Origin of the sequence: Pseudomonas lini (assembly GCF_964063345.1) — a bacterium.
In the GTDB taxonomy this organism is placed as follows: Bacteria; Pseudomonadota; Gammaproteobacteria; order Pseudomonadales; family Pseudomonadaceae; genus Aquipseudomonas; species Aquipseudomonas lini_B.
In genome coordinates, this window is record NZ_OZ061318.1 from 5,542,141 (window position 1) to 5,567,294 (window position 25,154).

Annotated in this window: 25 protein-coding genes; 9 read left to right on the top strand and 16 right to left on the bottom strand. The window is 58.6% G+C overall.

Going from position 1 to position 25,154, the window contains the following annotated elements:
- Nucleotides 1-209: 209 nt before the first annotated feature.
- A complete protein-coding gene (locus AB3226_RS25250; RefSeq protein WP_095060553.1) occupies nt 210-1,019 on the bottom strand; it encodes an NYN domain-containing protein in 810 nt (269 codons plus the stop codon).
- Nucleotides 1,020-1,400: 381 nt separating this feature from the next.
- On the opposite strand from AB3226_RS25250, the gene AB3226_RS25255 reads away from it, so the two are divergent.
- The gene (locus AB3226_RS25255) at nt 1,401-1,955 is read left to right on the top strand and encodes a YdeI/OmpD-associated family protein (RefSeq protein WP_123722198.1); all 555 of its coding nucleotides are present in this window, start codon (nt 1,401-1,403) and stop codon (nt 1,953-1,955) included.
- Nucleotides 1,956-2,157: 202 nt separating this feature from the next.
- Here the strand turns inward: AB3226_RS25255 and AB3226_RS25260 are convergent, their stop codons facing one another.
- Nucleotides 2,158-3,051 (bottom strand): LysR substrate-binding domain-containing protein, encoded by an 894-nt coding sequence (locus AB3226_RS25260; protein ID WP_367375073.1) that lies wholly within the window; start codon nt 3,049-3,051, stop codon nt 2,158-2,160.
- 108 nt (nt 3,052-3,159) lie between these two features.
- Here AB3226_RS25260 and AB3226_RS25265 point away from each other — a divergent pair, with 108 nt between their 5' ends.
- Nucleotides 3,160-3,534: a tautomerase family protein gene (locus AB3226_RS25265; RefSeq protein WP_367375074.1), complete on the top strand. Its 375-nt coding sequence runs from the start codon at nt 3,160-3,162 to the stop codon at nt 3,532-3,534.
- Between the two features lie 70 nt (nt 3,535-3,604).
- Here AB3226_RS25265 and AB3226_RS25270 read toward each other — a convergent pair whose 3' ends face one another.
- The 3 genes from AB3226_RS25270 to AB3226_RS25280 form a co-directional block, all read right to left on the bottom strand.
- Nucleotides 3,605-3,838: a hypothetical protein gene (locus AB3226_RS25270; RefSeq protein ID WP_367375075.1), complete on the bottom strand. Its 234-nt coding sequence runs from the start codon at nt 3,836-3,838 to the stop codon at nt 3,605-3,607.
- A gap of 69 nt (nt 3,839-3,907) precedes the next feature.
- Nucleotides 3,908-4,414 carry a DUF2867 domain-containing protein gene (locus AB3226_RS25275; RefSeq protein WP_367375076.1) on the bottom strand — a complete coding sequence of 169 codons (507 nt, stop codon included), beginning with the start codon at nt 4,412-4,414 and terminating at the stop codon, nt 3,908-3,910.
- Between the two features lie 15 nt (nt 4,415-4,429).
- A complete protein-coding gene (locus AB3226_RS25280) occupies nt 4,430-4,897 on the bottom strand; it encodes a hypothetical protein (RefSeq protein ID WP_367375077.1) in 468 nt (155 codons plus the stop codon).
- 205 nt (nt 4,898-5,102) lie between these two features.
- Here AB3226_RS25280 and AB3226_RS25285 point away from each other — a divergent pair, with 205 nt between their 5' ends.
- Nucleotides 5,103-5,720, top strand: a complete 618-nt coding sequence (locus AB3226_RS25285; RefSeq protein ID WP_367375078.1) for a LysE family translocator — start codon at nt 5,103-5,105, stop codon at nt 5,718-5,720.
- Nucleotides 5,721-5,817: 97 nt separating this feature from the next.
- Here the strand turns inward: AB3226_RS25285 and katG are convergent, their stop codons facing one another.
- Nucleotides 5,818-8,106, bottom strand: coding sequence for a catalase/peroxidase HPI (gene katG, locus AB3226_RS25290; RefSeq protein WP_367375079.1), 2,289 nt, complete (start codon nt 8,104-8,106; stop codon nt 5,818-5,820).
- 531 nt (nt 8,107-8,637) lie between these two features.
- Here katG and AB3226_RS25295 point away from each other — a divergent pair.
- On the top strand, nt 8,638-9,009 hold the full coding sequence (locus tag AB3226_RS25295) for a hypothetical protein (protein WP_367375080.1): 372 nt from the start codon (nt 8,638-8,640) through the stop codon (nt 9,007-9,009).
- Between the two features lie 3 nt (nt 9,010-9,012).
- Nucleotides 9,013-9,189 (top strand): DUF1289 domain-containing protein, encoded by a 177-nt coding sequence (locus tag AB3226_RS25300; RefSeq protein ID WP_367375081.1) that lies wholly within the window; start codon nt 9,013-9,015, stop codon nt 9,187-9,189.
- Between the two features lie 19 nt (nt 9,190-9,208).
- On the opposite strand, the gene AB3226_RS25305 is transcribed toward AB3226_RS25300, so the two are convergent.
- The gene (locus tag AB3226_RS25305) at nt 9,209-10,102 is read right to left on the bottom strand and encodes a LysR family transcriptional regulator (RefSeq protein ID WP_367375082.1); all 894 of its coding nucleotides are present in this window, start codon (nt 10,100-10,102) and stop codon (nt 9,209-9,211) included.
- A gap of 129 nt (nt 10,103-10,231) precedes the next feature.
- Between AB3226_RS25305 and AB3226_RS25310 the strand changes: the two genes are divergently transcribed.
- From AB3226_RS25310 to AB3226_RS25320, 3 genes are all read left to right on the top strand, one after another.
- Nucleotides 10,232-11,653 (top strand): MFS transporter, encoded by a 1,422-nt coding sequence (locus tag AB3226_RS25310; RefSeq protein WP_367375083.1) that lies wholly within the window; start codon nt 10,232-10,234, stop codon nt 11,651-11,653.
- 84 nt (nt 11,654-11,737) lie between these two features.
- Nucleotides 11,738-12,712 (top strand): quinone oxidoreductase, encoded by a 975-nt coding sequence (locus AB3226_RS25315; RefSeq protein WP_367375084.1) that lies wholly within the window; start codon nt 11,738-11,740, stop codon nt 12,710-12,712.
- A 29-nt stretch (nt 12,713-12,741) separates the two neighbouring features.
- Entirely contained in the window at nt 12,742-13,659 is a 918-nt protein-coding gene (locus AB3226_RS25320; RefSeq protein WP_367375085.1) for a LysR family transcriptional regulator, read from the top strand.
- Nucleotides 13,660-13,899: 240 nt separating this feature from the next.
- On the opposite strand, the gene AB3226_RS25325 is transcribed toward AB3226_RS25320, so the two are convergent.
- From AB3226_RS25325 to AB3226_RS25365, 9 genes are all read right to left on the bottom strand, one after another.
- Entirely contained in the window at nt 13,900-15,363 is a 1,464-nt protein-coding gene (locus AB3226_RS25325; RefSeq protein WP_367375086.1) for a GDL motif peptide-associated radical SAM/SPASM maturase, read from the bottom strand.
- Between the two features lie 259 nt (nt 15,364-15,622).
- The gene (locus AB3226_RS25330; protein ID WP_367375087.1) at nt 15,623-16,204 is read right to left on the bottom strand and encodes a DUF1842 domain-containing protein; all 582 of its coding nucleotides are present in this window, start codon (nt 16,202-16,204) and stop codon (nt 15,623-15,625) included.
- A 54-nt stretch (nt 16,205-16,258) separates the two neighbouring features.
- A complete protein-coding gene (locus tag AB3226_RS25335) occupies nt 16,259-16,903 on the bottom strand; it encodes a DUF1842 domain-containing protein (RefSeq protein ID WP_367375088.1) in 645 nt (214 codons plus the stop codon).
- Between the two features lie 41 nt (nt 16,904-16,944).
- Nucleotides 16,945-17,133 carry a DUF1843 domain-containing protein gene (locus AB3226_RS25340; RefSeq protein WP_367375089.1) on the bottom strand — a complete coding sequence of 63 codons (189 nt, stop codon included), beginning with the start codon at nt 17,131-17,133 and terminating at the stop codon, nt 16,945-16,947.
- A gap of 402 nt (nt 17,134-17,535) precedes the next feature.
- The gene (locus tag AB3226_RS25345; protein ID WP_367375090.1) at nt 17,536-18,696 is read right to left on the bottom strand and encodes an iron-containing alcohol dehydrogenase; all 1,161 of its coding nucleotides are present in this window, start codon (nt 18,694-18,696) and stop codon (nt 17,536-17,538) included.
- Nucleotides 18,697-18,699: 3 nt separating this feature from the next.
- Nucleotides 18,700-20,094, bottom strand: a complete 1,395-nt coding sequence (locus AB3226_RS25350) for an aldehyde dehydrogenase family protein (RefSeq protein ID WP_367375091.1) — start codon at nt 20,092-20,094, stop codon at nt 18,700-18,702.
- A gap of 7 nt (nt 20,095-20,101) precedes the next feature.
- A complete protein-coding gene (locus AB3226_RS25355) occupies nt 20,102-21,475 on the bottom strand; it encodes a glutamine synthetase family protein (protein ID WP_367375092.1) in 1,374 nt (457 codons plus the stop codon).
- A gap of 227 nt (nt 21,476-21,702) precedes the next feature.
- On the bottom strand, nt 21,703-23,460 hold the full coding sequence (locus AB3226_RS25360; protein ID WP_367375093.1) for an L-lactate permease: 1,758 nt from the start codon (nt 23,458-23,460) through the stop codon (nt 21,703-21,705).
- A gap of 102 nt (nt 23,461-23,562) precedes the next feature.
- A complete protein-coding gene (locus AB3226_RS25365; RefSeq protein ID WP_367375094.1) occupies nt 23,563-24,204 on the bottom strand; it encodes a TetR/AcrR family transcriptional regulator in 642 nt (213 codons plus the stop codon).
- 100 nt (nt 24,205-24,304) lie between these two features.
- On the opposite strand from AB3226_RS25365, the gene AB3226_RS25370 reads away from it, so the two are divergent.
- Nucleotides 24,305-24,958: an NAD(P)H-dependent oxidoreductase gene (locus AB3226_RS25370; protein WP_367375095.1), complete on the top strand. Its 654-nt coding sequence runs from the start codon at nt 24,305-24,307 to the stop codon at nt 24,956-24,958.
- Nucleotides 24,959-25,154: the final 196 nt, after the last annotated feature.

Below are 25,154 nucleotides of genomic sequence, written 5' to 3' on the forward strand. Positions count from 1 at the left end.
TGGCAACCGATAGCAATCGGCCGAGGCTGTGTAAAAACGTTCTCGACCAGTAACAGCGAGCTGAATCGGGTCAAATAACGCGTTCCCACGCAAATTTCAGGTCTTCTTACTGACTGCAACACCGGCAGATTTCACGTAGCAACGCAGACTTCAAAACGATACCTGCGTTTTTACACAACCTGGGCCAAGAGCGGTCGTTGGTGACGGGGCTATGAGCTCGGCTGTCGGTGCCGGGCATAGAGTATTGAACCACCCACTCCCGACGTTCCTCTAGTTTGCAGTTCAAACGTATCCGGATACCCCTTGATCAACTCACTGAGCTTTTTATAACCATGGGTGCGAGGGTCGAACTCAGGTCTCAATTTGCTGATGTTGGTGCCTAGCGCACCCAAGTGAGCCCAGCCGTCCTCGTCGGCAATGTCATCCAAGATCTTTGCGATGAAACTTACTGGTGCCTTGGGTAGCTTTTTTACTTCGGGCGTACTGGCGACTTTGACGGCCTCGATTTCGGCGGGTGGCTCAGGTTCGGGTCGACCATGTCCATTGCTTGCAGCAACAAGCACTTCACCGCGCAGCAATTCGGTATAGATGAACTTGTCGCAGGCCGACACGAACGGTCTCGGGGTTTTTTCTTCACCAAACCCGTAGACCGTCAAACCTTCTTCTCGTAACCGCGAAGCGAGGCGGGTGAAGTCACTGTCGCTCGAAACCAGGCAGAAACCGTCGAAGCGTCGGGTGTACAGCAGGTCCATTGCGTCGATGATCAAGGCACTGTCTGTTGCGTTCTTACCTTTGGTGTACGCGAACTGTTGGATAGGCTGAATCGAATGGTCGAGTAGCACCTTTTTCCATCCACCCAACTGAGGGCCAGTCCAGTCGCCATAGATCCGCTTGACGTTGGCGACACCGTACTTGGCGATTTCTTCGAATAAACCTTCAACAATTGCTGCGGGGGCATTGTCGGCGTCGATTAACACTGCCAAGTGTTTTTGCGTGGGGGTGGGTGCGTGGATGGCCATGGGTCGTCCTTGAGTTGAGGACTTCAACATACCGTTAAATCACGGATGAACAAAGGGATCACCGCTTCGCGCTAGAGAGCGTGTTTTGCCAACGGCTACGGGTTTGCGGTGATGTGCTAAGCGGAACGATTAGCCAATGACTTTTAATCGACCGATAGCAGCCGCTGGACAGACTAGTGGCGAATAGTTAGCGTCGACCTTCTGCACTGAATCTTCTACCGCAGCTGAGCTTGGCGTCATCCATGTCTCGTTTCTCCCTGGGCTATGTCGCGTTTGCTGCAATTCCTCCAGGCTAGACAAGGGCTTGCAGGACGACAAGGTACGTTATGCGACATCACTGTCGCCAAATAGTAGTTAGGCGTATTCGTTGGAGGAGTTGCAATGACAACAATCGATGTGAAATCCCGATTCGAAGCAAAACTTCTTCGTCCGGCAAAGCCTGGTAATGATACGTCGTGGGCGTTCGTAGTACTGCCAAGAGACGCGAGTGAACAGCTTCCGAGGCGAGGAAGGACGACAGTTGAAGGCACAATCAATGGGCACCATTTCCAGGCAACCCTTGAGCCGGATGGTCAGCTGAGCCATTGGCTGCAGGTAAGTAGAGAGTTACACGAAGCTGCAGGCGCGGCCGTCGGGGATATCGTTACACTAGAGCTAACCCCTGTGAAGAAGGAACCCGAGCCTGACATCCCGCCAGATTTTCAGGAGGCACTGGCGGCCACTCCTGAGGCTCGTAAAGTTTGGAACAATACGACGACCATCGCACGAGTAGACTGGATACACTGGATTACTTCAGCCAAGCAACTTAAGACGCGCGCAAAACGAATTGGTGATGCCTGCGATATGCTTGCATCCGGCAAGAAGCAGGTTTGCTGTTTCGACCAGTCTGGCTACTACAGTAAGGCCTTCCGTGCGCCCGAGGCAGAAAATTTTTAAATGGAACATTCCGTTGAATACGCCTGACAAGGCGCTCAACACCGCTCGCTTCGCTCACTGGACTCGCAAAAGCTACGTTTTTGCTCGCCTGTTAGCTTACCCGATGTACAGCCCTTTCCCGGAAAAGGTGACACCTCGAGATGTCCTGAATTACAGCCAGTATTACAAGTACGACACCTTGGGTGATTTGCTTTAGGCCGCATCAAACGAGAGCGCCTGCAGTGATACTGAACGCCTGCTCTTCCAGACTGGTTTGTATCAACGCAGCCAATTGTCGGGTGGCAGGCGCCAGGTGTTCTGCTCCACGGTAAAGCACATAGCCGAGAGTCGGCAGCGTGGGTAAGCCGGCAATGACGGCGAGATGTTTTGGCAGCCCAATGCGGGTTCGCAACGTGAGGCCCAAACCGGCGGCAACGGCCGCCCAGATTCCACCAACGCTGGGGCTGGTCAGCGCGATTCGCCAGGGAATCCGCGCCTCATCCAATGCCTGGGTTGCCGCGCTGCGCAACACGCAAGGGGCGTCGAACATGATCAATGGCAGGGGAGAATCTACATCGCTGTTGAGCGATGGCATGTCACGAGACCCGATCCAGTGCATCTGCGTTTCACCCAGGCGCATGGCATAAGGGGACTTGTGCCCTGTGTCCCAAGTCAGGGCCAGGTCCAGGCCACCGCTGTCGATCAATGCAAGCAATTCGGCATTACGTGCAATCCTGACTTCGAGGCTCACCCTCGGGTACATCTTGACGTAGCGTCGCAGAATGTCGCTGAGAAAGTGTTCGCCAAAGTCTTCCTGAAGCCCGAGGCGTACCGTTGCGGCGGTCTGGCTTTCATGCAGGGTCTGGAAAATGCTGTCGTTCATTTCAAGCAGTTGGCGGGCATGGCTGAGCAGGGATTCACCCACCGGCGTCAACACCAGCCCTCGACCGGATTTGGACAGCACTGGCGTGCCTATCTGTTCCTCAAGCTTCTTGAGTTGTGCGCTCACGGCAGACGTCGAGCGGTTGAGCCGGTCCGCCGCTTTGGCAAAGCTGTTGAATTCCACACCGGTCACGAAAGTACGCAGCACATCAAGATCGAAGGTCGGACGGCGCATCGAATCATCCACTAATTCAGGACTATGGTCGCCATTAAATCGGATATTCGAAATTATCGCGACTTGATAGTTTTCTCCTGTCAGTGGGTTTTTCAGGAGTAGACCGTTATGCCATTTGCACGTATTTCATTGCACCGGGGAAAGTCTGCCGAGTATTTACAGGCCCTTTCACAGGGGCTGCACGACGCGTTGGTAGAAAGCTTCGAAGTGCCTATGGCCGACCGGTTCCAGGTCATTCACCAACATGAAGTGGGCGAACTGATATTTGATCCCGGCTACCTGGGCGGTCCGCGCAGCCATGACTTTGTGCTGATCGCAATTACTGCCGGTCGCCCTCGAGACATCGAGACGAAACAGCGTTTCTATCGCAACCTGGTCGAGAGACTAAGTCGAGCGCCGGGCATCGACCCTGAGGACGTCATGGTGGTGATTACCACTACCGCGGCAGATGAATGGTCATTTGGGGGCGGGCGGGGCAACTAGTTTTCTATCAGGTGGGCAACAGCACGAGGGGCACCGGTCGCTCACCACCATCGGTGCCGAAGTCGTTCATTCAAACACGTGCCCTGCGCAGATATCGCCGATATAAAACAACACCCATAACAACCGAAAGCACCCCAACCCCCAGATTACCCAAAAGCCAAATTGCAAAATTTCGACTTTGGTCCGTATCACCTTCGTAGAACGGCCCAAAGTAATCAGACACTGCCACGAATATCAAATTAAACGCCCCGACGGCCAAGGCAACGATAAGGATGACGAACAATACCCCTTTAACCATTTTCATATGACCTTCCAAAACCATATTTCCTTCGACTCGTGGCAGGGCCAGCCAACAAGGTGCGAGGGTTCCTGTCTATTTGTTCGTGAGATGGGATGCCATCCCTTCCAGTTTTCGTTTCAGTCGCCTGAGATCACTATTGACGATGAGCTTATGCGTTGGACCGACCGGCAACATGTAGATGCGCCCAAAGGCGTTATGCGTGACGACAGAGGATGTGATCATGAGCACGCGATCTGTTATCGAAAGACAAATCATGACATCCAGGTGCCGGTCACGCGCGGTCAGAACCAGCATGTCGGGGGTACTCTGTTCCACCAGGAAGAAATCCAGCCGTTCGCCCACTTGCACTGTGGCACGCCTGGCGCCTGAGAGCCCGCCGATACGCTTCACGCCGAATAACGAGGAAATTGCGTCCCTCGTTCGGAAAGCTAACCGCATGAGCAATCCCGGTTCGGCCGTCATGATGTTCCAAGCCTCAAGCACGGTGATTTCAGCAGGGAGCGGGAGGGACCTGCTGTCATGATAATCAAGTTCGGACAGCGTACGCAGCGTGTGAACAGGTGATGTGGTACCCAACATTATCTCCCCCGATTTTTAAGCTTTTTGCCACGCAATAAAGCAAGCCGCCTCTGTGGCCCGGCCGCGATGACAAAGCTGGAATGCTCTTTTGCTGTTCTTGAAGCGCGACTGCGTAACCGTCGCGAGTTGATAGGGTAGCGCAATGGGATGGACTGAAAGATCAAAAGATCGTCCGAACGCGGCCCGAGTCTTCGACAGCTCCAGGCTGTTCGCGGTGTCTGTGACATTCGGGGGAGGCTGATACGGTTTTTCGTTTGCTATCTGCATCTGTAATGGCATCAGCCTGCGGCTCACAATGACAGCACGGTCAGCAGTGCGGTAGCCGCTGCACCGCAAACTCATTACGTAGGAGGCCCCATGGGCAAGATGGCAATTTTCCTGGGTGGATTTCTGGTGTTGACCATTTTGATTGGTGCGCTTGCCACGATTTCTCCGGTGTAAGGAGAAGGTGAGTTGCCCATATTCCAGCGAGTTGCGCAGCAAAAAGCCTCGTCCCGTTTTTAGGTGGGGCGGGGCTTTTCCTTTTTGAAGATCAAAATGGCCCGAGCTTGAAATGACTGCTCCTGGCGTAAAAATACAACTACGCCGAAAAGCCCTGTATCGAATTATTATTTCGTTGTACGTTGAGTCCGCGGGCGGCCTTGATCTGAAAGACTGTCCCTAGTCACAACACTCGCAAGGAATGCAGATGATCGATGGTCCCGCCGTTTTGACAGTCTTTTTGGTTTACCTGGCCGGTGTCGTTATTCCAGGACCAAATTTCGTTGCTGTAGTCCACAAAGCGGTGGCTGCTACGCGGTCAGAAGCTTTGGCCTTGGTAGTAGGCATCGTATTGGTCAATTTATTCTGGGCCACCTGTGCAATCGCAGGTATCGGCGTTGTGTTTGCTGCGTTCCCTTGGGCGGCGCTGATCGTAAAAGTTCTGGGGGCAGCCTATCTGATATGGTTTGGATTCGGGCTGCTGCTCAAGGCCGGGAAGAGCGCGCTTGCTCCCTGTAACAATGCTGTCGTCGGAAACTTCCGGCAGTCATTCATTCAGGGGGTCGTCACGAACATTGGCAACCCTAAATCCATGGCCTTCTATGCCGCTATTTTCTCAGCAGCAGCCCCCACCCATGTTTCACCAGGCACGTTTTTGTCGATGCTGGCGGTCGTAGTGGTGGTTTCGATGACTTGGTATGGAGTGGTCGCAATCGCTCTTTCGCAACCTGCAATCGCTTCAGCGTATCGAAGGAGAAAAAAAGCTATCGATCGACTGTGCGGCGGTTTGATTTTGTCTCTGGGGATTCGGCAGCTGGTGCAATAAGTCCACGATTGAGTATCTGTCCTGGCCGATAAATCAGCAAAAAGCACAACGCCTCCACATAGGGAGGCGTTGCGGGTTTTCAGCAGTACCGTTCGCGTTACCTAAGATCAAACCGATCCAGATTCATCACCTTGACCCAAGCCGCAACGAAGTCTTTCACAAACTTCTCCTTCGCATCGTCGCAGGCATAGACCTCAGCCAATGCCCGCAACTGCGCATTCGAGCCAAACGCCAGATCAACACGCGTACCGGTCCATTTAAGGTCGCCGGTTTTCCGATCGCGGCCTTCAAACTCTTCATTGGCATCCGACACCGGTTTCCATTCCACGCTCATATCGAGCAGGTTTTTGAAGAAGTCGTTGGTCAACGCTTCTGGCTGTTTGGTGAAGACGCCGTGTTGGGTTTTTCCGACGTTGGTGTTCAACACGCGCAGGCCGCCAATGAGCGCGGTCATTTCTGGCGCGGTGAGTGTCAGCAGTTGCGCCTTGTCGATCAATAAGGCCTCGGCCGGTACGCTGTAACGGGATTTGAGGTAGTTACGGAAGCCATCGGCGGCGGGTTCGAGGAAGCCGAAGGATTCGACGTCCGTTTGTTCTTGCGAGGCGTCCATCCGTCCTGGGGTGAAAGGCACCGTCACGGTCTGGCCGGCATTTTTCGCTGCTTGTTCGACGCCGGCACAACCGGCCAGCACGATCAGGTCTGCCAGCGAGATTTTCTTGCCGCCGTTGTTGAACTCGTTCTGGATGCTCTCGAGTTTCGCCAGTACGCTTGCCAGTTGCTCAGGCTGATTGGCTTGCCAGAACTTTTGTGGGGCCAGACGCAGACGTCCGCCGTTGGCGCCGCCGCGTTTGTCGGAGCCACGGAAGGTGGAGGCTGCTGCCCAGGCAGTGGATACAAGCTGTGAGACGGTCAGGCCGCAGGACTGGAGTTTGCCTTTGAGTGCGGCGACGTCGCTGTCGTTGACCAAGGCATGGTCGACCGCCGGAATGGGGTCTTGCCACAGGAGTTCTTCGTTGGGCATTTCCGGGCCGAGGTAGCGGGAGAGGGGACCCATGTCGCGGTGGAGCAACTTGAACCAGGCTCGGGCGAATGCGTCGGCCAACTGGTCCGGGTTCGCCAGGAAGCGCCGTGAAATCGGCTCATAGATCGGGTCGAATCGCAGGGACAGGTCCGTGGTCAACATGGTCGGATTACGCCGCTTGGACGGGTCGTGAGCATCCGGAATGATGCTCGCGCCAGCACCGCCTTTCGCCGTCCACTGGTTGGCACCTGCCGGGCTCTTGGTCAGTTCCCACTCGAAGCCGAACAGGTTTTCCAGGTAGTTGTTGCTCCATTTTGTGGGCGTGGTGGTCCAGGTCACTTCCAGGCCGCTGGTGATGGTGTCGCCGCCCTTGCCGCTGCCGAAGGTGCTCTTCCAGCCCAGACCCTGAGCTTCGAGGCCAGCGGCTTCGGGCTCGGCGCCGACATTGTCGGCAGGGCCGGCACCGTGGGTCTTGCCGAAGGCGTGGCCGCCGGCGATCAGCGCCACGGTTTCTTCGTCATTCATCGCCATGCGCCCGAAGGTCTCGCGGATGTCCACCGCAGCAGCGATTGGGTCCGGGTTGCCTTCCGGGCCTTCGGGGTTGACGTAGATCAGGCCCATTTGCACCGCGGCGAGCGGGTTTTCCAGGTTGCGTCCTCCGTCGGTACGGCTGTCCTCATTTTCCCCCGGCTCAGCAACGAGTGGGCCTTCGCCGGGTTTTTGCATGGGTTCTTTTTTGTCTTTGTCGTAGCGGGTGTCGCCGCCCAGCCACTTGTTTTCCGAGCCCCAGTAGACGGCCTCATCCGGTTCCCAGACATCTGGCCGACCGCCGGAAAAGCCGAAAGTCTTGAAGCCCATGGACTCCAGCGCGACGTTACCGGTGAGCACGATCAGGTCGGCCCAGGAGATGTTGCGACCATATTTTTGCTTGACCGGCCAAAGCAGCCGACGCGCCTTATCGAGGCTGACGTTGTCCGGCCAACTGTTGAGTGGCGCGAAGCGCTGCTGACCGGAACCGGCACCGCCACGACCGTCACCGGTGCGGTACGTGCCGGCGCTGTGCCAGGCCATGCGAATAAACAGCGGCCCATAGTGACCGAAGTCTGCTGGCCACCAGTCTTGCGAATCGGTCATCAGCGCGTGCAGGTCTTGCTTGAGCGCCTGAAAGTCGAGGTTTTTGAACGCTTCGGCGTAGTTGTAGCCTTCATCCGTGGGGTCGGACAACCGCGAATTCTGGTGAAGAATCTTCAGGTTCAGTTGGTTCGGCCACCAATCGCGGTTCGTCGTACCACCGCCCGCGGCGGCGTGATTGAACGGGCATTTCGATTCATTTGCCATGTGTGCGCTACCTTTGGTCGTATTCATCCGGCTATCCGGCCCGGGGTGGGCGCGCAATAGCGACGAGCGAAATCAATGACATAGGCTGCAGCCGTGCGATCAATTGATCGTCGTGGTCACACGGGAAATCCGGATAGCGGCAATCGAGTTGCCAGCACGGTGGCCCACGGCAAGCCTGGTATGCTTCTGACTCATGCGTATCTTTTATCAAGTCTCAACCGGCCGGCTCACGCCAGCGCTGCATTAAGGTTAGACGCCTATAAAGCAGTCAGCTAATAGGTGGAGTATTGGGGGGTAATAGGCATTTTCTTTTATCTGGCTCCTCGCAATATTCATCGCCAGCGTTTCCAGGGCCGGGATTTGCGGTGGGTGTTTGGGCCTCTTCGCGGGCAAGCTCCCACAGGTTTTGTGTCGTTTGCATGATCGTGTTTCAACACAAAACCTGTGGGAGCGAGGCTTGCCCGCGAAGACGGCAGCCCAGACACAGCAACTCTCGGATCAGCCCGGTATCGTATGATGAGCCCCTTCCCTCGACAGCCACCCAAGGACCCTTACCCGATGTCTTTAAGCAAACGCGATCAGGCACACATCGAACGCCGCCTGGTCGCTACCCTGACCGAGGCGTGTGAAACCGCCAAAGCGGAAATAGTCGGGTTCTGCTGGCTGACCCATGAAATCGATTACGCAGTCTTTCCTTCCAGCCTGCGGGTGATCTGGGTCTTCGATACGCAGGCCAACAAGGATCAGGCGCTGGCGAGCGGGCAGGGCGAGCGCATGGTCGAACTGACGGCCGTGGCGTTAAACGAAGCGGATGTTCGCGTCAGTCCGGTAGCAGCCCATGTGCAGTTTGATTCTGAAGAACAATGTCAGCGCGCCAATGCCGGCAACTGGCAGCAACGCCTGGCGCCCAAGCGCTCGACGCGGGGTTGAAACGTGGCCAAGGATATCGAAAATCCGTGTGTTTCCATTTGCCAGTTGAATGGTGAACTGTGTGTCAGTTGTGGCCGCACCAAGGACGACATCAGAAAATGGAAACGCATGAAGCGTCCGGAAAAAATGGCAGCGGTGCAGCGTGCGAGTTTGCGGTTGAAGGGGCTTCATAAAAAATGAATCGGTCAAGGGTGAAACTCTAGTACTGCGCACAAACCTCCCGAACACATTCACGCAGCCACCGATGCGCTGAGTCGGCATCCATTCGTGGGTGCCAGAGCATCGAAATGGTGATCGGCGGCAGCTCGAATGGAAGGTCAAAACTGTGCAGGTCGGCGCGCAGGTTTCGGGTGTGCTGCGCGGGCACGGTGGCGATCAGGTCGCAGGCGCGAGCCAGCGCCAGCGCGGCCGAGAAACCGCCGACAATGGTGGTGATCTCGCGCCCCAGTCCCAGCACTTTCAAGGCTTCATCCATCGGTCCCTTATCGAGCCCGCGCCGTGAGACCAGGATGTGCCTGCCAGTGGCATAACGGGAAGCGGTGACCTCGCCCCGGCTCAGCGGATGCCCCGTGCGCACGACGCCGATGAAACGATCTTCGAACAACGCACGGGTGCGCACTTCCGGGCTTGTCGTGTCGCCGACCACGCCGGTTTCCAGGTCGACGGAACCGTCGCGAAGCGCGGCGCTGTCCTTGTTCAGCTTCTGCACAAAGTGCAAGCGCACGCCGGGTGCTTGCTCACTGACGCGGGCAATCAGCGCCGGTCCGAAGTTTTCGACAAAGCCGTCGCTGGTGCGCAGCGTGAATGTTCGCACAAGTTGCTTGAGGTCGATTTGTTCGGCGGGGCGTAAAACGGCTTCTGCGTCTTGCACCAATCGACTGACCTGTTCGCGCAGTTCCAGCGCTCGGGGCGTCGGCACCAGCCCGCGTCCAGCCCGGACCAGCAGCGGGTCGCCGGTGGTTTCGCGCAATCGCGCCAGCGCCCGGCTCATGGCCGAAGGGCTCAGGCGCAGTCGTTGGGCGGCGCGCGCGACGCTGCCTTCGGCGAGCAGCACATCCAGGGTAATCAGCAAATTCAGGTCGGGAGTCGTCATGTCTCAACGTTAGCACGGCGTGGGGATGACATGGCGTTAGACGCAACTATTGAGTGCAAGTGGTGCGTCTTCCGCCTTATCACGCCTGGGCATACGCTGCTGATCTACCTTTCAAAACGTGGCCAAACCATGAAACTCATCACTCAATCAGGCTCGGTCCGCTGGGCGCTCGCGAGTCTTTCGCTGTCGATGTTGATGCCCTCACTCGACACCAGTATCGCCAACGCGGGTTTGCCGACACTGGCCCAGGCGTTTGAGGCTTCCTTTCAACAAGTGCAGTGGATCGTTCTGGCGTATCTGCTGGCGATCACCACGCTGATTGTCAGCGTCGGACGACTCGGTGACCTCGTCGGTCGTCGGCGTTTGCTGCTGACGGGCATCGGCATTTTTACCCTGTCATCGCTTGTTTGTGGTGTCGCGCCGTCGCTTTGGTGGCTGGTCGGCGCCCGGGCGGTGCAGGGGCTCGGGGCGGCGATCATGTTGTCGCTGACCGTGGCGTTTGTCGGCGAGACGGTGCCGAAAGCGCAGACCGGCAGTGCCATGGGATTGCTCGGCACGATGTCGGCGGTCGGCACCACGCTGGGACCGTCGCTCGGTGGGATGTTGATCGCCGGTGTTGGCTGGCAGGCGATTTTTTTGCTCAACGTGCCGCTGGGCATTCTGAATATCTGGCTCGCGTACCGCTATTTGCCGGCGGACTCTCAGCGAGAGAAAACAGCGCGGATGGGCTTCGACAAGGCCGGCACGTTGCTGCTGGCGTTGACGCTCGGGGCGCATGCGTTGGCCATGACGATCGGGCACGGTGATTTTGGTCCGCTCAATATCGCGCTGCTGCTGACGGCTGTTTTCGGCGTTGGGCTTTTCATATTCGTGGAGGCCAGAGTTGCATCGCCATTGATTAAATTGGCGCTGTTCCGAGAGCCGGGATTGAGCGCAAGCCTGGCCATGAGCACGCTCGTTTCGACGGTGATGATGGCGACGCTGGTGGTCGGGCCGTTTTATCTTTCGGGTGCGCTTGGCCTAGGTACGTCGCTTGTCGGCCTAGCCTTGTCGGTCGGCCCGTTGGTGGCGGCGCTGACCGGTGTCCCGGCCGGTCGCCTGGTGGACCGTTTTGGCACTCGGCGCATGACCGCCGTTGGGCTCGCCGCGATGGCACTCGGCACGGGCGTTTTATCGATGATGCCGACGGGTTTCGGCCTCCTCGGTTACCTCGCGCCCATCGCAGTGATCACGGCCAGCTATGCGTTATTTCAGGCGGCCAACAACACCGCGATCATGACCGACATCCGCCCGGACCAGCGCGGCGTGATTGCCGGGATGCTCAGCCTGTCACGCAATCTTGGCCTGATCACCGGAGCCTCGGTCATGGGCGCGGTGTTCGCCTTTGCCTCCGCGACGCCAGACATCACCTCGGCATCTCCCGCCGCCATCGCCAACGGTATGCGAATAACGTTTGCCGTCGCCGCGCTGTTGATCGTCTTGGCACTGGGCATCGCGCTGGCGTTGCGAGATTCACACTGCTGCACTGCATGCAGTAATGAACTGCAGTGAAGCTGTATTGTTCACCTGAAATCGAATGCCGATACTTCGTGCAAATGGCGCAGATGGGCTGCGCTGAAGTGAAGGAGTCAGGTAATGGTTTCTGTCGTTCGTATCGCACACACCGGCGCACCCGAGGTGATGACCATCGAGCAAGTGTCGACGCGTGAGCCGGGGCCGGGTGAAGTCTGGCTGGAGCAGGAGGCGATTGGCGTCAACTTTCTCGATGTGAGTCAGCGCAAGGGTGCTGTGCCGCTGCCATTGCCGTCGGGTCTGGGCCTTGAAGGCGCTGGCCGGGTTGCCGCCATCGGCGCGGGAGTGAACAACGTCAAGGTGGGTGATCGGGTGGCGTACGCAACGGGGCCCGTTGGCGCTTACGCCAGTGCGCGCCTGTTTCCGGCCGAGCGGCTGGTGCCGATTCCTGACGCGTTGACGGCTGAAGAGGCCGCCGCTGTATTGTTCAAAGGCCTTACCGCGCAGTACCTGCTGAAGACAACTTATCCGGTCGGCCCCGGCACCATTCTGGTGCTGTATGGCGTAGCGGGCGGCCTCGGGCAGATCATGGCGAGGTGGGCCAAACATTTGGGGGCCTTTGTCATCGGGATTGTCTCCCGGGCTGAGAGTGTCGAGACAGCCAAGGCGCTGGGCTGCGATGCGGTGCTGGTGTTCAATGCCCAGACGCTGGCCGCGGACGTCGCCGAGATCACCCACGGCAAGAAGGCCGATGTGGTCTACGATCCCATCGGGCGGGTGTCGTTCGAAGCGTCGCTCGACTGCTTGCGACCACGTGGGTTGATGGTGTCTTTCGGGGCATCCTCCGGGGCGCCGACGGCGGTCGAAGTGGCCACGCTCAATGCCAAGGGCTCGTTGTTCCTGACCCGTCCTTCACTCGCCGCGCACACCACGGATATCGCCGAATACCGGCAACGGGCCGAGGATGTACTGGCCGCAGTCGAGGCGGGCATAATCAAGCCCGGCATCTGGGGCCGCTATGCATTGGCCGATGTGGCCCAGGCCCATGCCGATCTGGAAGGTGGCCAATCTCGCGGCGCGATCGTCCTCAAACCCTGATCGTCTGTTACCTGAAAAAAGAGTGTTTTGTGAACCCACTGGACAGCCGCCACATCGATGAAATTGCAGCGCTTCTCGCGGTCGCCTCGGCGCATTCGTTCGTGGCCGCCGGACGGTTGCTGCAACGCCATCCGACGGTGATTTCAAAGCGCCTGGCGGCCATGGAAAAGCGCTTGGGCGTGCGGCTGATGGAGCGTACGACGCGACAGGTGCGGTTGACCGATGCCGGCAACCGCCTCGTCGAACGCCTGCGCTCCGCCACGGGGTTGATCATCGAGGCTGAACAGGAAGCGTCACTGGGCGCGGCGCAGGTTCGTGGCGTTTTGCGCCTGGCTTTTCCTGCGGCTATGGGGCGCCTGTGGCTGGCGTCGATGTTGCCGGAATTTCTGTCGGCTCATCCGCTGGTCTCCGTCGAGGTGGATTACAGCGATCGCGTTGTCGACATTATTGGTGAAGGCTTCGATGCGGCAATTCGTATTGGCGAATTGAACGACAACCGCCTCGTCGCGAAGAAGCTCAGCGATCATCGCCGTATTCTCTGCGCTTCACCGAGTTACATAGAACAGCATGGTTTACCGGCCAGTCCGAAAGAACTGACCGAGCACAATTGCCTGGGCTTTACTGGCCTTGCGGCGTTTCCTGAATGGCGTTTGTCCAAGGGTGATCGGCAGGAGAGAGTCATCACCAGGGGAACCTTGACCTCGAACGACGGCGAGGCGTTGCTCGCCGCGGCCAAGGCCGGCGTCGGTATTTTGGGCGCTGGCGAGTGGCTGATGAGCCGGGAAATCGCCAACGGCCAGATGGTGCGCGTTCTGCCGGAGTGGGACCTGGATGCTCAGGGCGGGATTTATCTGGTGCGAGCATCCGCCGCTTTTACGCCGGCAACGCTCATGGCATTCAAGGAATGGCTGGAGGCCAGATTTGCGGATGGGCCGCCTTGGGCCTGACGCCGCTCCCTGAGTGCAATGCTCGATGAGGAACCTGTGGCGAGGGAGCTTGCTCCCGCTTGAGTGCGCAGCACTCACAAAAATCGGCAATCACTGGCAGATTTTTGGGGCCGCTACGCGGCCCAGCGCGAGCAAGCTCGCTCGCCACAAAGGTCGGCATGACTGAAGAGTTGCGCTTAAGTGAACTGCATTGCTCCCTGAGTGGCGTTTTATTGCGCATTCTTCACCCTTCAACGAAAGTCACATCAACGTATTTTTCGGCATTCCCAGCAGCCCGGTCAGGGTGTTGATAATCGCTTGTTGCCGCGCACGGTCTGTCTGGTGCACGGCTTCAGCGGCGGCGACATCGGCGTCACAGTGGGGGCAGGTCACTTCGTGTGCATGGATGTATTGCAAGCAACCGCGACACAGCGCCAGTTGCGGTGGAATACGTCCTTCGTCCGGTGATTTCTGGCCCTGGTTCGCCCAGGCCAGTTTGATCACCTGGCCGCTGTCGCTGACGCTGTTGACCTTCTCGCCGGTGTCGATGCGTTCGGTGATCAGGTCAAAACGTCCGACGGCGAAGGAAGTCTTTGCCGCATCTTCGAGTTTGACGATGCGCTCGCGCAGCCCGCGTTTTTGCAGGTCCAGCGCGCGGTAATGGCAGTAGGGATTGTTGCCGGGTTTGCCGAGCAGGGAGTGTGACGTCCAGGTGCAGCCGCCACGGCAGACATCGTTGTAGTAACAGCTTCGGCAGTAACCCCACAGGTCTTCGACGCCGCGCAGTCGGCCAAAGTGCATGCCTTCGCTGTAGTGCCAGATATCGTGCAGGCTCATGGTGCGTACGTTGCCGCCCGAAAACCCCACCGTTGCCAATGACGGGCAGCCCTTGACGGTGCCGTCGGCTTCCAGCGCCAGCACGGTCTGGCCGGCTGCGCAGCCGCTCCAATGCACGCGCTCGTCGCCGAAGCCACGCCACATGTGTTCATAAGGACCGTAATAGCCAATGTTATTGCCCACGTTCATCAGCAGGCCGCGATCGACACCTTCGCGGTAGAGGCGCGCTAGCAACGGCATCACTTCCAGCAGTTGATAAGGCTGCAACAGCAGCTCCGGGTGATCGACGGCATTGCCCATGGCGACCGTCAACTGGATCTGCCAGTGAGTGGCGCCGAGGCCGATGATCAGGTCCATCAGTTCGGGCAGATCGGGCAACGTGGCCGCGCCGATTTGCGTGTTGACGCTCACCGCAAGCCCGGACTGTTTGGCGCGTCGCAGGGTATCCACCGCCTTATCGAACGAGCCCGGAACATTGCGCACCGCGTCATGCAGCGGAGCCAATCCATCCAGTGAAACACCGACGCCATTGAGCCCGGCATCCACCGCTGCCTGCATTTTTGCGGGCGTCAGGTTGCGTCCACCGGTTTGTATGGCGCAGTACATGCCGTGATCGTGGATGGCCTTGATCAGTTGCGTCCAGTCCTTGCGCAAATAGGCTTCACCGCCAATCAGGGTGATTTCGCGAGTGCCAAGAGCCGCCAGGGAATCGATGACCTCCAGGCATTCCCGGGTGTTCAATTCGTCGGGTCGTCGATGGCCGGCGCGTGAGCCGCAATGCAGGCATTTGAGATCGCAGGCCAGGGTGATTTCCCAGACCACATGCACTGGCACGTAGCGTTTGAGGTCGGTTTCACTGAGGTAGCGGGCAGGGCGACTGTCTGACATGGAAAATCCTTGCGCACAACGCGTGCGCGGCACGAATCCATCGAAGTGTTCGCGCCGTCCTTGGGTCAGTGGCGCGACCGGATTTACCTTTTGTTATTGACGCGGGCTTGGCCAATGCCCATCAGTTAAGCCTTAGCCGCGGAACCTGTGGGAGCGGGCTTGCCCGCGATAGCGACCTGCCTGACACATCAATGGTGAATGTGCTGCCATCATCGCGGGCAAGCCCGCTCCCACAGGGATTGCGTTTATTACCCTGGGCTTAGCGAGCCTCCAGCCGGGCGATTTCAACGTTCAACTGATCCAGTGCGTTGCGCAACGCACCGCTGTGGGCCAGTTGCTGTTCACCCTGGCTGACCACGGCTTTCAGTTGCGCCAGGTCACCGCTGGTTTGCGCTTGCTGGACCGCGACGGCGTAGAGCGGCACCGCATGGTGCGGATGCTCTGGGCGCACAATAATGGGAGCCTGGCTGACCGCTGCGTGTTTCACGTAATGCCAGTGGCCCTGTTCCTGGTATTTGTAGTCGGCATAACCGCTCGCCCAATCGCCGCCTAAAATGCCCTTCAAACCGAAGGTCTGGGCTATCTGGCTGAGAGGGCCGCTCGGGCTACCGGCCAAGGTGAGGATGATGTGGTTCTCGGCCGTCGGCACCAGTTTGGCCTCGGAATACTCACCCCATACACGGGCACGAAAGTTGAGAGGCGGATAAGTGCTTTGGAAAATACTCGCAATCCCGCTGACTTTTTTCTTTGCGGTATCCACCAGCAGATCGAGGGTTAAAACCGGTGCGCTGAGCAGGTGATTGCTGACGTTTAGGCGGGTATGAAAAAGTCCGATTGACATGGTGCTACTCCCTTATTTGTATTCAAGACAAGTCGGGCATATTTCGTGGTCGAGTCAGCGGCGTTCCAGCCGGCTGATTTCTTCCTTGGCCGTTTCAAGCGCACTCTGCAGTTGGGGTTGCTGATCCAGTTGCTGCTGGGCCAGGCGCGACAGGCTTTTCATCTGGGCCAGGTCACCACTGGCCATTGCACTTTGAATCGGTGCGGCGTACAGCGGCATGATGGGCGGATAGGATGATTCCGGCGGAATCACCGGACCGGGTTCCAACGGCAGCGGGGAGACGTGGGACGGCACCGCCTCAATGAGATGGGCGGGCGCATTGTTGACCTCGACCCACTGCTGACCATTCAAGTACGAATAGTTGGCGACGCCTTCTTTCCAGTCGGTGCCCACCACCAGTTGCAACTTGAAATTCACGATGGAATTTGAGCCTGAGCCGCCGTGATTGCCTTGGGCGGTGATCAGGATTTTGCTGACGCCGGGTGACATGACCGTCAGGTAGGTGTATTCGCCCCAGACATCGGAATGCACATCCAGCGGCGGGTTGGTCGCTTGAGTGATGGCAGCGGTGCCGTTGACAGTCTCATCAGGGGTAAAGACCAGAAGATTGAGTGCCAGACTTTGTGCACCCGGCATCGAAGTACCAATGCGGTAGCCTAGCGGGAACAAACCGACAGGTTGCTGATTAGAACCAGACATGGTTATTGCCTCCATTGCAATAAGGGGAGCGGAAATAGCGGTTAGTGCTTTTCCAGGCGTGCGACTTCCTTGGCCAATTGCTCGTAAGCGTTATTTAGCTCTTTGTTTTCAGGTGTGGATGCATCGCGTTGTTTCAATAGCGTCTTCATTTGCGGCAGGTTACCTGCCTTGATCGCGCTTTGAATGGCCACCCCATAGGGGGGCATGCTATGGCGAGTTGAACTGCTCATAACGATTCCTTTCGTGGTGTTTACGGGCACTGCTGTCATCAGCAGTTTTTGCAGTTAAGCAGGCGCGGATAAATATGCAATGGACAATGTAAGAGTAATTTTTAATATTATTTTATTAATCGCGATGGGTTAGGAGGGAGTGTGTTCAATATTAAGATTGGCGATGAAGGAAGATATGTTCAGTTACTTCTTCATAAGCGTTAAGTGCCTTATCGCCATTGTTTGCATTTGATTAAGCCGTTGCGCAATCCATGTGGGAGCGGGCTTGCCCGAGAAAGCGGTATATCAGGCAACATCAATGCTGATTGTGCTGCCGTCTTTGCGGGCAAGCCCCGATGCCAGTCAGTTAAGAGTTTGAACAGGTTCCGCTTCGTGACTGACAGGCATTAGCACTCAGCACTCCTACAGACGGCCGTGAAACGCTGCGTCGAAAATTTCTGCCGCGCCAGTTCGTGTCAACGGCAACGGGTTGCCGCCGGCGCAGGGGTCGACAATCGCCATGTCCGCGATTAGATCGGCCTGCTTGTCATCCACCCCCAGCTCAAACAGCGTATGCGGCACGCCGATGTCTTTGCGCAGCTTGAGGACGAAGGCCAGAAAGCTGTCGAAGCCCGGGGAGGGCAGACGCAAATAAGCCGCCAGACGGGTGATACGCTCCTCGATGGCCGGGCGATTGAACTTCAGCACATAGGGCATGAAGGTGGCATTGGTCATGCCGTGATGGGTGTCGTACAGGGATCCCACCGGATGCGAAAGCGCATGAATTGCGCCCAGACCTTTCTGGAAAGCGGTAGCGCCCATCGCCGCAGCTGCCAGCATTTGCGCGCGCGCGTCGAGGTCGGAGGGGGTGTGTACGGCGCGAACCAGGGCGTTGGCCACCAGGCGCATGCCTTCCACCGCAATGCCTTCGGCCATCGGATGAAAACCGGGAGCGCAGTACGATTCCAGGCAGTGGGCAAACGCGTCCATGCCGGTGCCTGCGGTGACTTTTGCGGGCATGCCGATGGTGAGGGCCGGGTCGCTGATGACCACCCGTGGCATCATCTTCGGGTGGAAGATGATGCGTTTGGTGTGCGTGCGCTCGTCGATGATCACCGCTGCGCGGCCGACTTCGGAACCGGTGCCTGCGGTGGTCGGCACTGCAATGACCGGGGCGATGCTGCTTTCGTCGGCGCGTGTCCAGTAGTCGCCGATGTCTTCGAAATCCCAAACCGGTCGGCTCTGGCCGCTCATGAACGCGATGAGCTTGCCCATATCCAGACCGCTGCCACCGCCAAAGGCGACCACGCCATCGTGATTGCCAGCACGCCAGGCGTCGAGTCCTCCTGCCAGATTGGCTTCAATGGGGTTGGGCTTGAGGTCGCAAAACAGCGCTACACCGAGGCCGGCAGCGCGCAACGATTCCAGCGCCGCCGTGGTAATCGGGGCACGCGCCAGGCCACTGTCGGTGACCAGCAACGGTCGCTGGATCCCTTGGCTGCGGCAGACCTCGGCCAGTTCGGCGATGCGGCCGACGCCAAAGCGGATGCTCGTGGGGTAGTTCCAGTTCGCGGTCAGGCTCATGGCTCAGATCTCGTGGCGCAGATGGAAGGATTTCGCGCGGGTCAGGTGTTCATAGCCAAGGCGCGACAGCGTTACGCCGCGCCCGCTGTTTTTCACCCCGGTCCAGGCCAGGGCCGGGTCCAGATAATCGCAGCGGTTCATGAATACGGTGCCGGTGGCGATCTCGTCACCGATGCGTTCGGCGGCGGCGAGGTCTTGCGTCCAGATGGAAGCGCTGAGCCCGAACTCACTGTCGTTCATCAACGCGATGGCTTCGTCGTCGCTGGCCACCGGCATGATGCCGACCACCGGGCCAAAGCTTTCCTCGCGCATCACCGACATTTGGTGGGTGACGTCCACCAATACCTGCGGCGCGAGGTAGGCGCTGCCCGGTACGTCGGCGGGAAAGTCCTTTGGATCGATCAACGCCTTGGCCCCTTGTGCCAGTGCATCGGCGATCTGTCCGCGAACGAATTCAGCAGCGCTCGGTGTGACCAGCGGGCCGAGGGTGGTGGCTTCGTCCAGCGGGTTGCCGAGTACGTATTGGCGGGTCAAGGCGACGAAGCGCTCGACAAAGGCCGGGTAAATTTTCTCATCGACGTAGATACGTTCGACGGCGCAACAGCTTTGCCCGGAGTTGAAGAAACTGCCGTCCACCAGGTTTTCCACCGCATGCTCAAGGTTGGCGTCTGCCCGGACGTAGGCGGGGTCTTTGCCGCCAAGCTCCAGACCCATGCCGAGGAAGCGGCCCATGGCGGCGGCTTGCATGTCCTTGCCGCCGTCGACCGAACCGGTGAAGTTAACCTGTTGCACCCGTTCAGAGACAATGATCGCCGCGGTATAAAGATGACTAAGCAGCAGGTTCTGGAATAGCCCTTCGGGCAGATTGGCGCGGCGAAACGCCTCGGCGAAACGTTCGCCGACTAGCAGTGATTGCGAAGCGTGTTTGAGGATCACGCTGTTGCCGGCCATCAGCGCCGGAATGATCGTATTCACCGCCGTCAGGTAGGGGTAATTCCAGGGGGCGACGACCAGCACCGTACCCAGCGGTTCACGTTTGATACAGCGCCGAAAACCGGCGGCAGGCGCAGGTTCAATTGCCGCCAACGCCTCAGGCGCAATGGCGATCATGTGTCGCGCACGTTCTTCGAAACCGCGCAGTTCACCCGCGCCGAATCGTACCGGGCGGCCCATCTGCCAGGCCAGTTCCGGCACGATCTCGTCTTTCATCGCCAGCATCGCGTCCACCGCAGCGCTGCAGAACGCGGCGCGCTCACTCAATGGTCGGCGCTTCCATTGCACCTGGGCGATTGCGGCGTCGGCCAACGCTTGATCGATCTGCGCCATATCGGCACACCGACGCTCGACATAGATCCGGCCATCGACCGGTGAGATGAGCTGAATCTTCGTAGTCCTCATGGCGTGCTCAATAGCGCTCGAAGCCGCGCTGCAGTTCCCAGTCGGTGATTCGCCGGTCGTACTCTTTCTGTTCCCACTCAGCGGTGTGCACGTAGTGGTCGATCACTTCATCACCGAACGCTTCGCGCAACATGCTCGACGCCTTGAGCGCAGCGCAGGCCTCGCGCAGGGTTTTCGACACTTCAGGCAAGTGCTCGTCGACGTAGGCATCGCCTTCGAAGGGCGGCGCCAGGCTGAGTTTTTCGTCGATACCGGCAAGGCCCGCAGCGATCAGAGCGGCGAAGGCCAGATAGGGGTTGAGGTCGGCACCGCCGATGCGGCATTCGATGCGAATGGCCTTGCTGCCTTCCGCGCACAAGCGAAAGCCTGCGGTGCGATTGTCCCGACTCCACACGGCCCGCGTCGGGGCGAAGGTGCCAGCCTGAAAGCGCTTGTACGAATTGATGTAGGGCGCGAGAAAACAGGTGATGTCGTTGGCGTATTTGAGCTGCCCAGCCACCCAGGAGCGCATTAGTTTCGACATGCCGAACTCGGCCTTGGGATCGAAGAAAAGTGATTTTTTACCATTCTTGTCCCACAGCGAATTGTGCACATGGCTGCTGGAACCGGCGGCGTCATAGCGCCACTTGGCCATGAACGTGATCGCCTTGCCCTGCAGTTGCGCGATCTCTTTGCAGGCGTGCTTGATGATCACGTGGTGATCGGCCATGGTCAGGGCGTCGGCATAACGGATGTTGATCTCTTCCTGACCCGGCCCCCATTCACCCTTGGAGTTTTCCACCGGAATACCAGAAGCCTGCAGATGTTTGCGAATCGCCCGCAATACCGGCTCCTCGCGGGTGGTCTGCAGGATGTTGTAATCCTCGATGTAATGGCCGGCGGTCTTCGGCTTGTGGTAGTTACGCTCGTGGATAGCCTGGTAACTCTCGTCGAACAGATAGAACTCCAGCTCCGAGGCGAACATGCCGGTATAGCCACGTTCGCGCAGGCGCTCGATCTGCTTTTTCAGGATCGCCCGTGGGCTGTGTGGCAAGTCCCTTCTGTGGTGATGATCGAGCACGTCACAGAGCACCAGCGCCGTGCATTCCAGCCAAGGCACGCGACGCAGCGTGGCCATGTCGGGTTTCAGAACAAAATCGCCATAGCCTTTGCTCCAGCTGGCCGCGGCGTAACCCGGCACCGGTTCCATGTCGATGTCGTCGGCCAGCAGGTAATTGCAGCAATGGGTTTCTTCGTGGCCGCTGTCGATGAAAAACTCGACCTGGAATCGCTTGCCGACCAGTCGTCCTTGCATGTCGACCATGCAGACCAACACGGTATCGATTTCGCCTGCGGCAGCGGCGCGCTTGAGTGCATCAAAGCTGAGGAGGGGCTCGGTCATCACGTCAATCCTGCGTGAAAGGTTTGGGCCTGTCTGAAATAGCTGTTGCAGACGCTCTCCAGAACAAACCAAAACCTGCAGAATCGAGCATCGTGAGCAATGAGCTGCTGAAAGCTTAGCCTACAGTTGCTATGCGCAAGTTTGGGCCTGATGTGAACGACGGTTATCTGGCTTGAACCATGGCCCGGGTGGTGAACCCGGGCCATGGCTAACAGCGGTCGCCTCGACTAATGCCCGCCCACCACCATATGGCTGAACGGCGCCACATACGCCTGCAACGTCACTAGCCCACCGACCAGAATCGCCAGCACCACAGAGTGGAAAAACACGTAGCGCAGGATTTCACCTTCATGGCCGTACCAGCGGGTGGCGGTGGAGGCGACCACGATCGACTGGGCGTCGACCATCTTGCCCATGACCCCGCCGGAACTGTTGGCCGCGGCCATCAATACCGGGCTCAGGCCCAATTGCTCGGCCGTTACCCGTTGCAAGCCGCCGAACAGCACGTTGGAGGCCGTATCAGAGCCGGTCAGCGCAACGCCCAGCCAGCCGAGCAACGTGCCGAACATGGGGTAGAAAATGCCCGTAGCGGCAAAGGCCAGACCCATCGTGGCGTCGAGGCCCGAGTAGCGGGTCAGGAAGCCCAGGGCAAGCATGGCCACAATGGTGATGAGCGAGTAACGCACCACCCATAGCGTTCGCACGTATTGGTGCAGCAGCTGCGGGATCGAATAACCCATCAGCAGCCCGCCAAGGATCGCCGCCAGCAAGATGCCGCTACCGGTGCTGGTGAGCCAGGTGAACTTGTAGATCGCGTCCTCTTTTTTAGGCGTGGGTACCACGGGCGGGACCTTTTCGATCTGTTGGTGAATTGTGGCGAAGGTCAAGGTCGGGGCGAAGATCGGGTTGGCCTCGCGCATCGGCTTGCCTTGGGGGTCGAGCTTGGCCGAATGGGTTTGCGGGTCCATGACCGGGCGGGTATCAAACAGGTTTTTGAAGCTTTGAGTGCCCCAGGCAAAGACGAAGACTGTGAGGATGATCCACGGCATCCATGCGCGCATGACGGCGGGTTTGGCGTCGCGGGCAAAGGTCGCGCTGGGTTTCTCGTCCGGGTCCGCCTCCACCGTGGAGTTGTCGGCCCGGCCGGACAACGCGGCGGAGGTATGCACGGTGGCTGGTTTCCAGACCTTGAGGAAACCGGTCAGGCAGGCCATGGAAATCAGCGCGGCGATTACATCCACCAGCATCGGCCCGTGGTAGTTGGAGACGAGGAATTGCGGTACGGCGAAACTGACTCCGGCGACCAGGATAGCCGGCCAGATTTCCAGCATCTTGCGCCAGCCGGCGAAGGCCCAGATCAGCCAGAACGGCACGATCACCGAGAAAAACGGCAGTTGCCGGCCGACCATCATCGACAGCTCCATTTCATCCAGGCCGGTCACTTTGGCCAAGGTGATGATGGGCGTGCCCAAGGCGCCGAACGCCACGGGCGCAGTGTTGGCGATCAACGCCAGGCCAGACGCGGCCAGGGGCGAAAAGCCCAGCCCGATCAGAATGGCCCCGGTCACCGCCACGGGGGTGCCGAAACCGGCGGCTCCTTCGAAGAACGCACCGAAGCAGAAGGCAATCAGCAGCAGTTGCAGGCGTCGATCGTCAGTGATACGCGCCAGGGAATCCTGCAGCACTTTGAACGAGCCGTTCTCGGTGGTCAGTCGGTGCAGGAAAATGATGTTGAGCACGATCCAGCCAATCGGCAGCAGACCGTTGGCGGCGCCGTAGAGTGCGGCCGAGCCCGCCATGTCCGCCGGCATGCCGAAGGCGAAAATCGCAATCAGCAAGGCCGAGCCCAGGGCCAACAACGCCGCCAGGTGCGCCTTGATGTGGAAAAACGCCAGGGAGACCAGCATCACCACCACCGGCACCGCCGCCATGATGGTTGATAGCAACGGGTTGCCAAAGGGGTCGTAGATTTGCTGCCAGACCATGTTCCACCTCTGCTTTTTATTGTTGGTAGCGCAGCCCCCCGTGGGGGAAGGTGGTTTGGAGTATAGGTGGCATTACGCTGCTGTCCTGGCGGGGCCAGCCGTTCAGATTTCGAGGCCGACTCCAGTGCGTGTGCTCCTTTCGACCATCGCCACGATCGTTGCGAAAAGTTCGTCCTGTGCCTGCACGGGTGTGATCTCTTCGGTCGCGGCGGCATGGGATAGCGCCTCCGCTGCACCGAGCATCGCCCGAAGACTCGCTGGCGCGATATCACCCGTTCCGGCGAAAGGGAGGAGGGCGCTGCGGCACTTGTCCATGAAGATCGCTTCGTACTCGCGCTTGATCTTTTCCAGCTCGGGCGAGCTGGTCAACGCCGCGATCACGCCGGGTATCTCGCGGCCCTGAAGAAGGACGCAATCGACATAAGATGAGGCGATAACCATTGCCTTGCTGGACAGGGTCGGTTCACTGGTTTGAAGTGCGGTGTCCATGAGTGCGGTCTGACGCGCGTCGAACTCCTGATAAAGCGCCGCCAGCAACCCGGGGCGGGTGGCGAAATGATCGTAAACCACTGGTTTGGTTACCCCCGCCTGCTCGGCGAGCCGGCCCAGGGTCAACGCTTCCGTGCCTTCCTCTCGAACCAGCTGCCAGGCGACATCCAGCAACTGGCGCTGGCGCTCTTCCCGCGACATCCGGCGGCGCGGTGGCGGGCTGGAATCCTGCTCAGGTGTTTCGGTGCTTGACATGCTTATGTACCAAAAGTAGCTTACTGGTCGTAACTTACCAAGAGTATATAAGGCTCGTCTCTAGCTCTCAATCACTCATTCCGTAGCAGGAGTTTTCGACATGCATGCACTCATCGTTGTAGCTCACCATGACCCTCAGTCGCTCACCCATAGCCTCGCGAGGCACGTCGCCGAAGGCGTATCCGGGGCCAATCCAGACAACTCTTTCGAAATCGCAGACCTCTGGGCGCAAGGGTTCGATCCGAGGTTCGGCGCGGCCGATCTCGCCGTCCATCACCGTGAAGCTCCGCCCCCCGTCGATGTTGCCGCCGAGCAGGCGAGGATTGATCGCGCCGATGCGCTGGTGCTGGTTTATCCGGTTTATTGGTGGTCGATGCCGGCGCTGCTCAAAGGCTGGATCGATCGGGTGTTCGCCAATGGCTGGGCGTTCGATTTCAGTGCGGATGCCAAGTTGGAGAAGAAGCTTCGCCACCTGCGGGTTCACCTTGTGGGTGTCGGTGGCGCCGACGCGGGAACCTATGCACGCCATGGTTATGCCGACGCCATGAAGACGCAGATCGACCATGGGATCTTCGATTATTGCGGTGCCTGCGTTGTGACGTCCGAGCTGTTGCTCGACTCGGAAATTCAGGAGCCGACGGTTCATCTGGAAGCTGCGCAGGTGATCGGTCGTGATCTTTTCGGTGCATCCGGGCGCTGCGACGCGGCTCAGGATATTCACCTTTGCCGACCGGTCAGTGCCGATGCTTTTTGAAAGACAAAAAAAGAGCCTCAAAGCTCTTTGATGGGGAGGAAGTAGAGCCCAGAGGCTCAAGATGCGCATGAAACAAGTGGTGAGCTTATTGGGGTTCAGTTCACTCACCACCTACGCAACGGCTTAAACCTCCAACCGCTACGTATTATCATCGTAAGAAGCGGCAGGCTCGCGCTCAAGTACCATTAGTCTAATC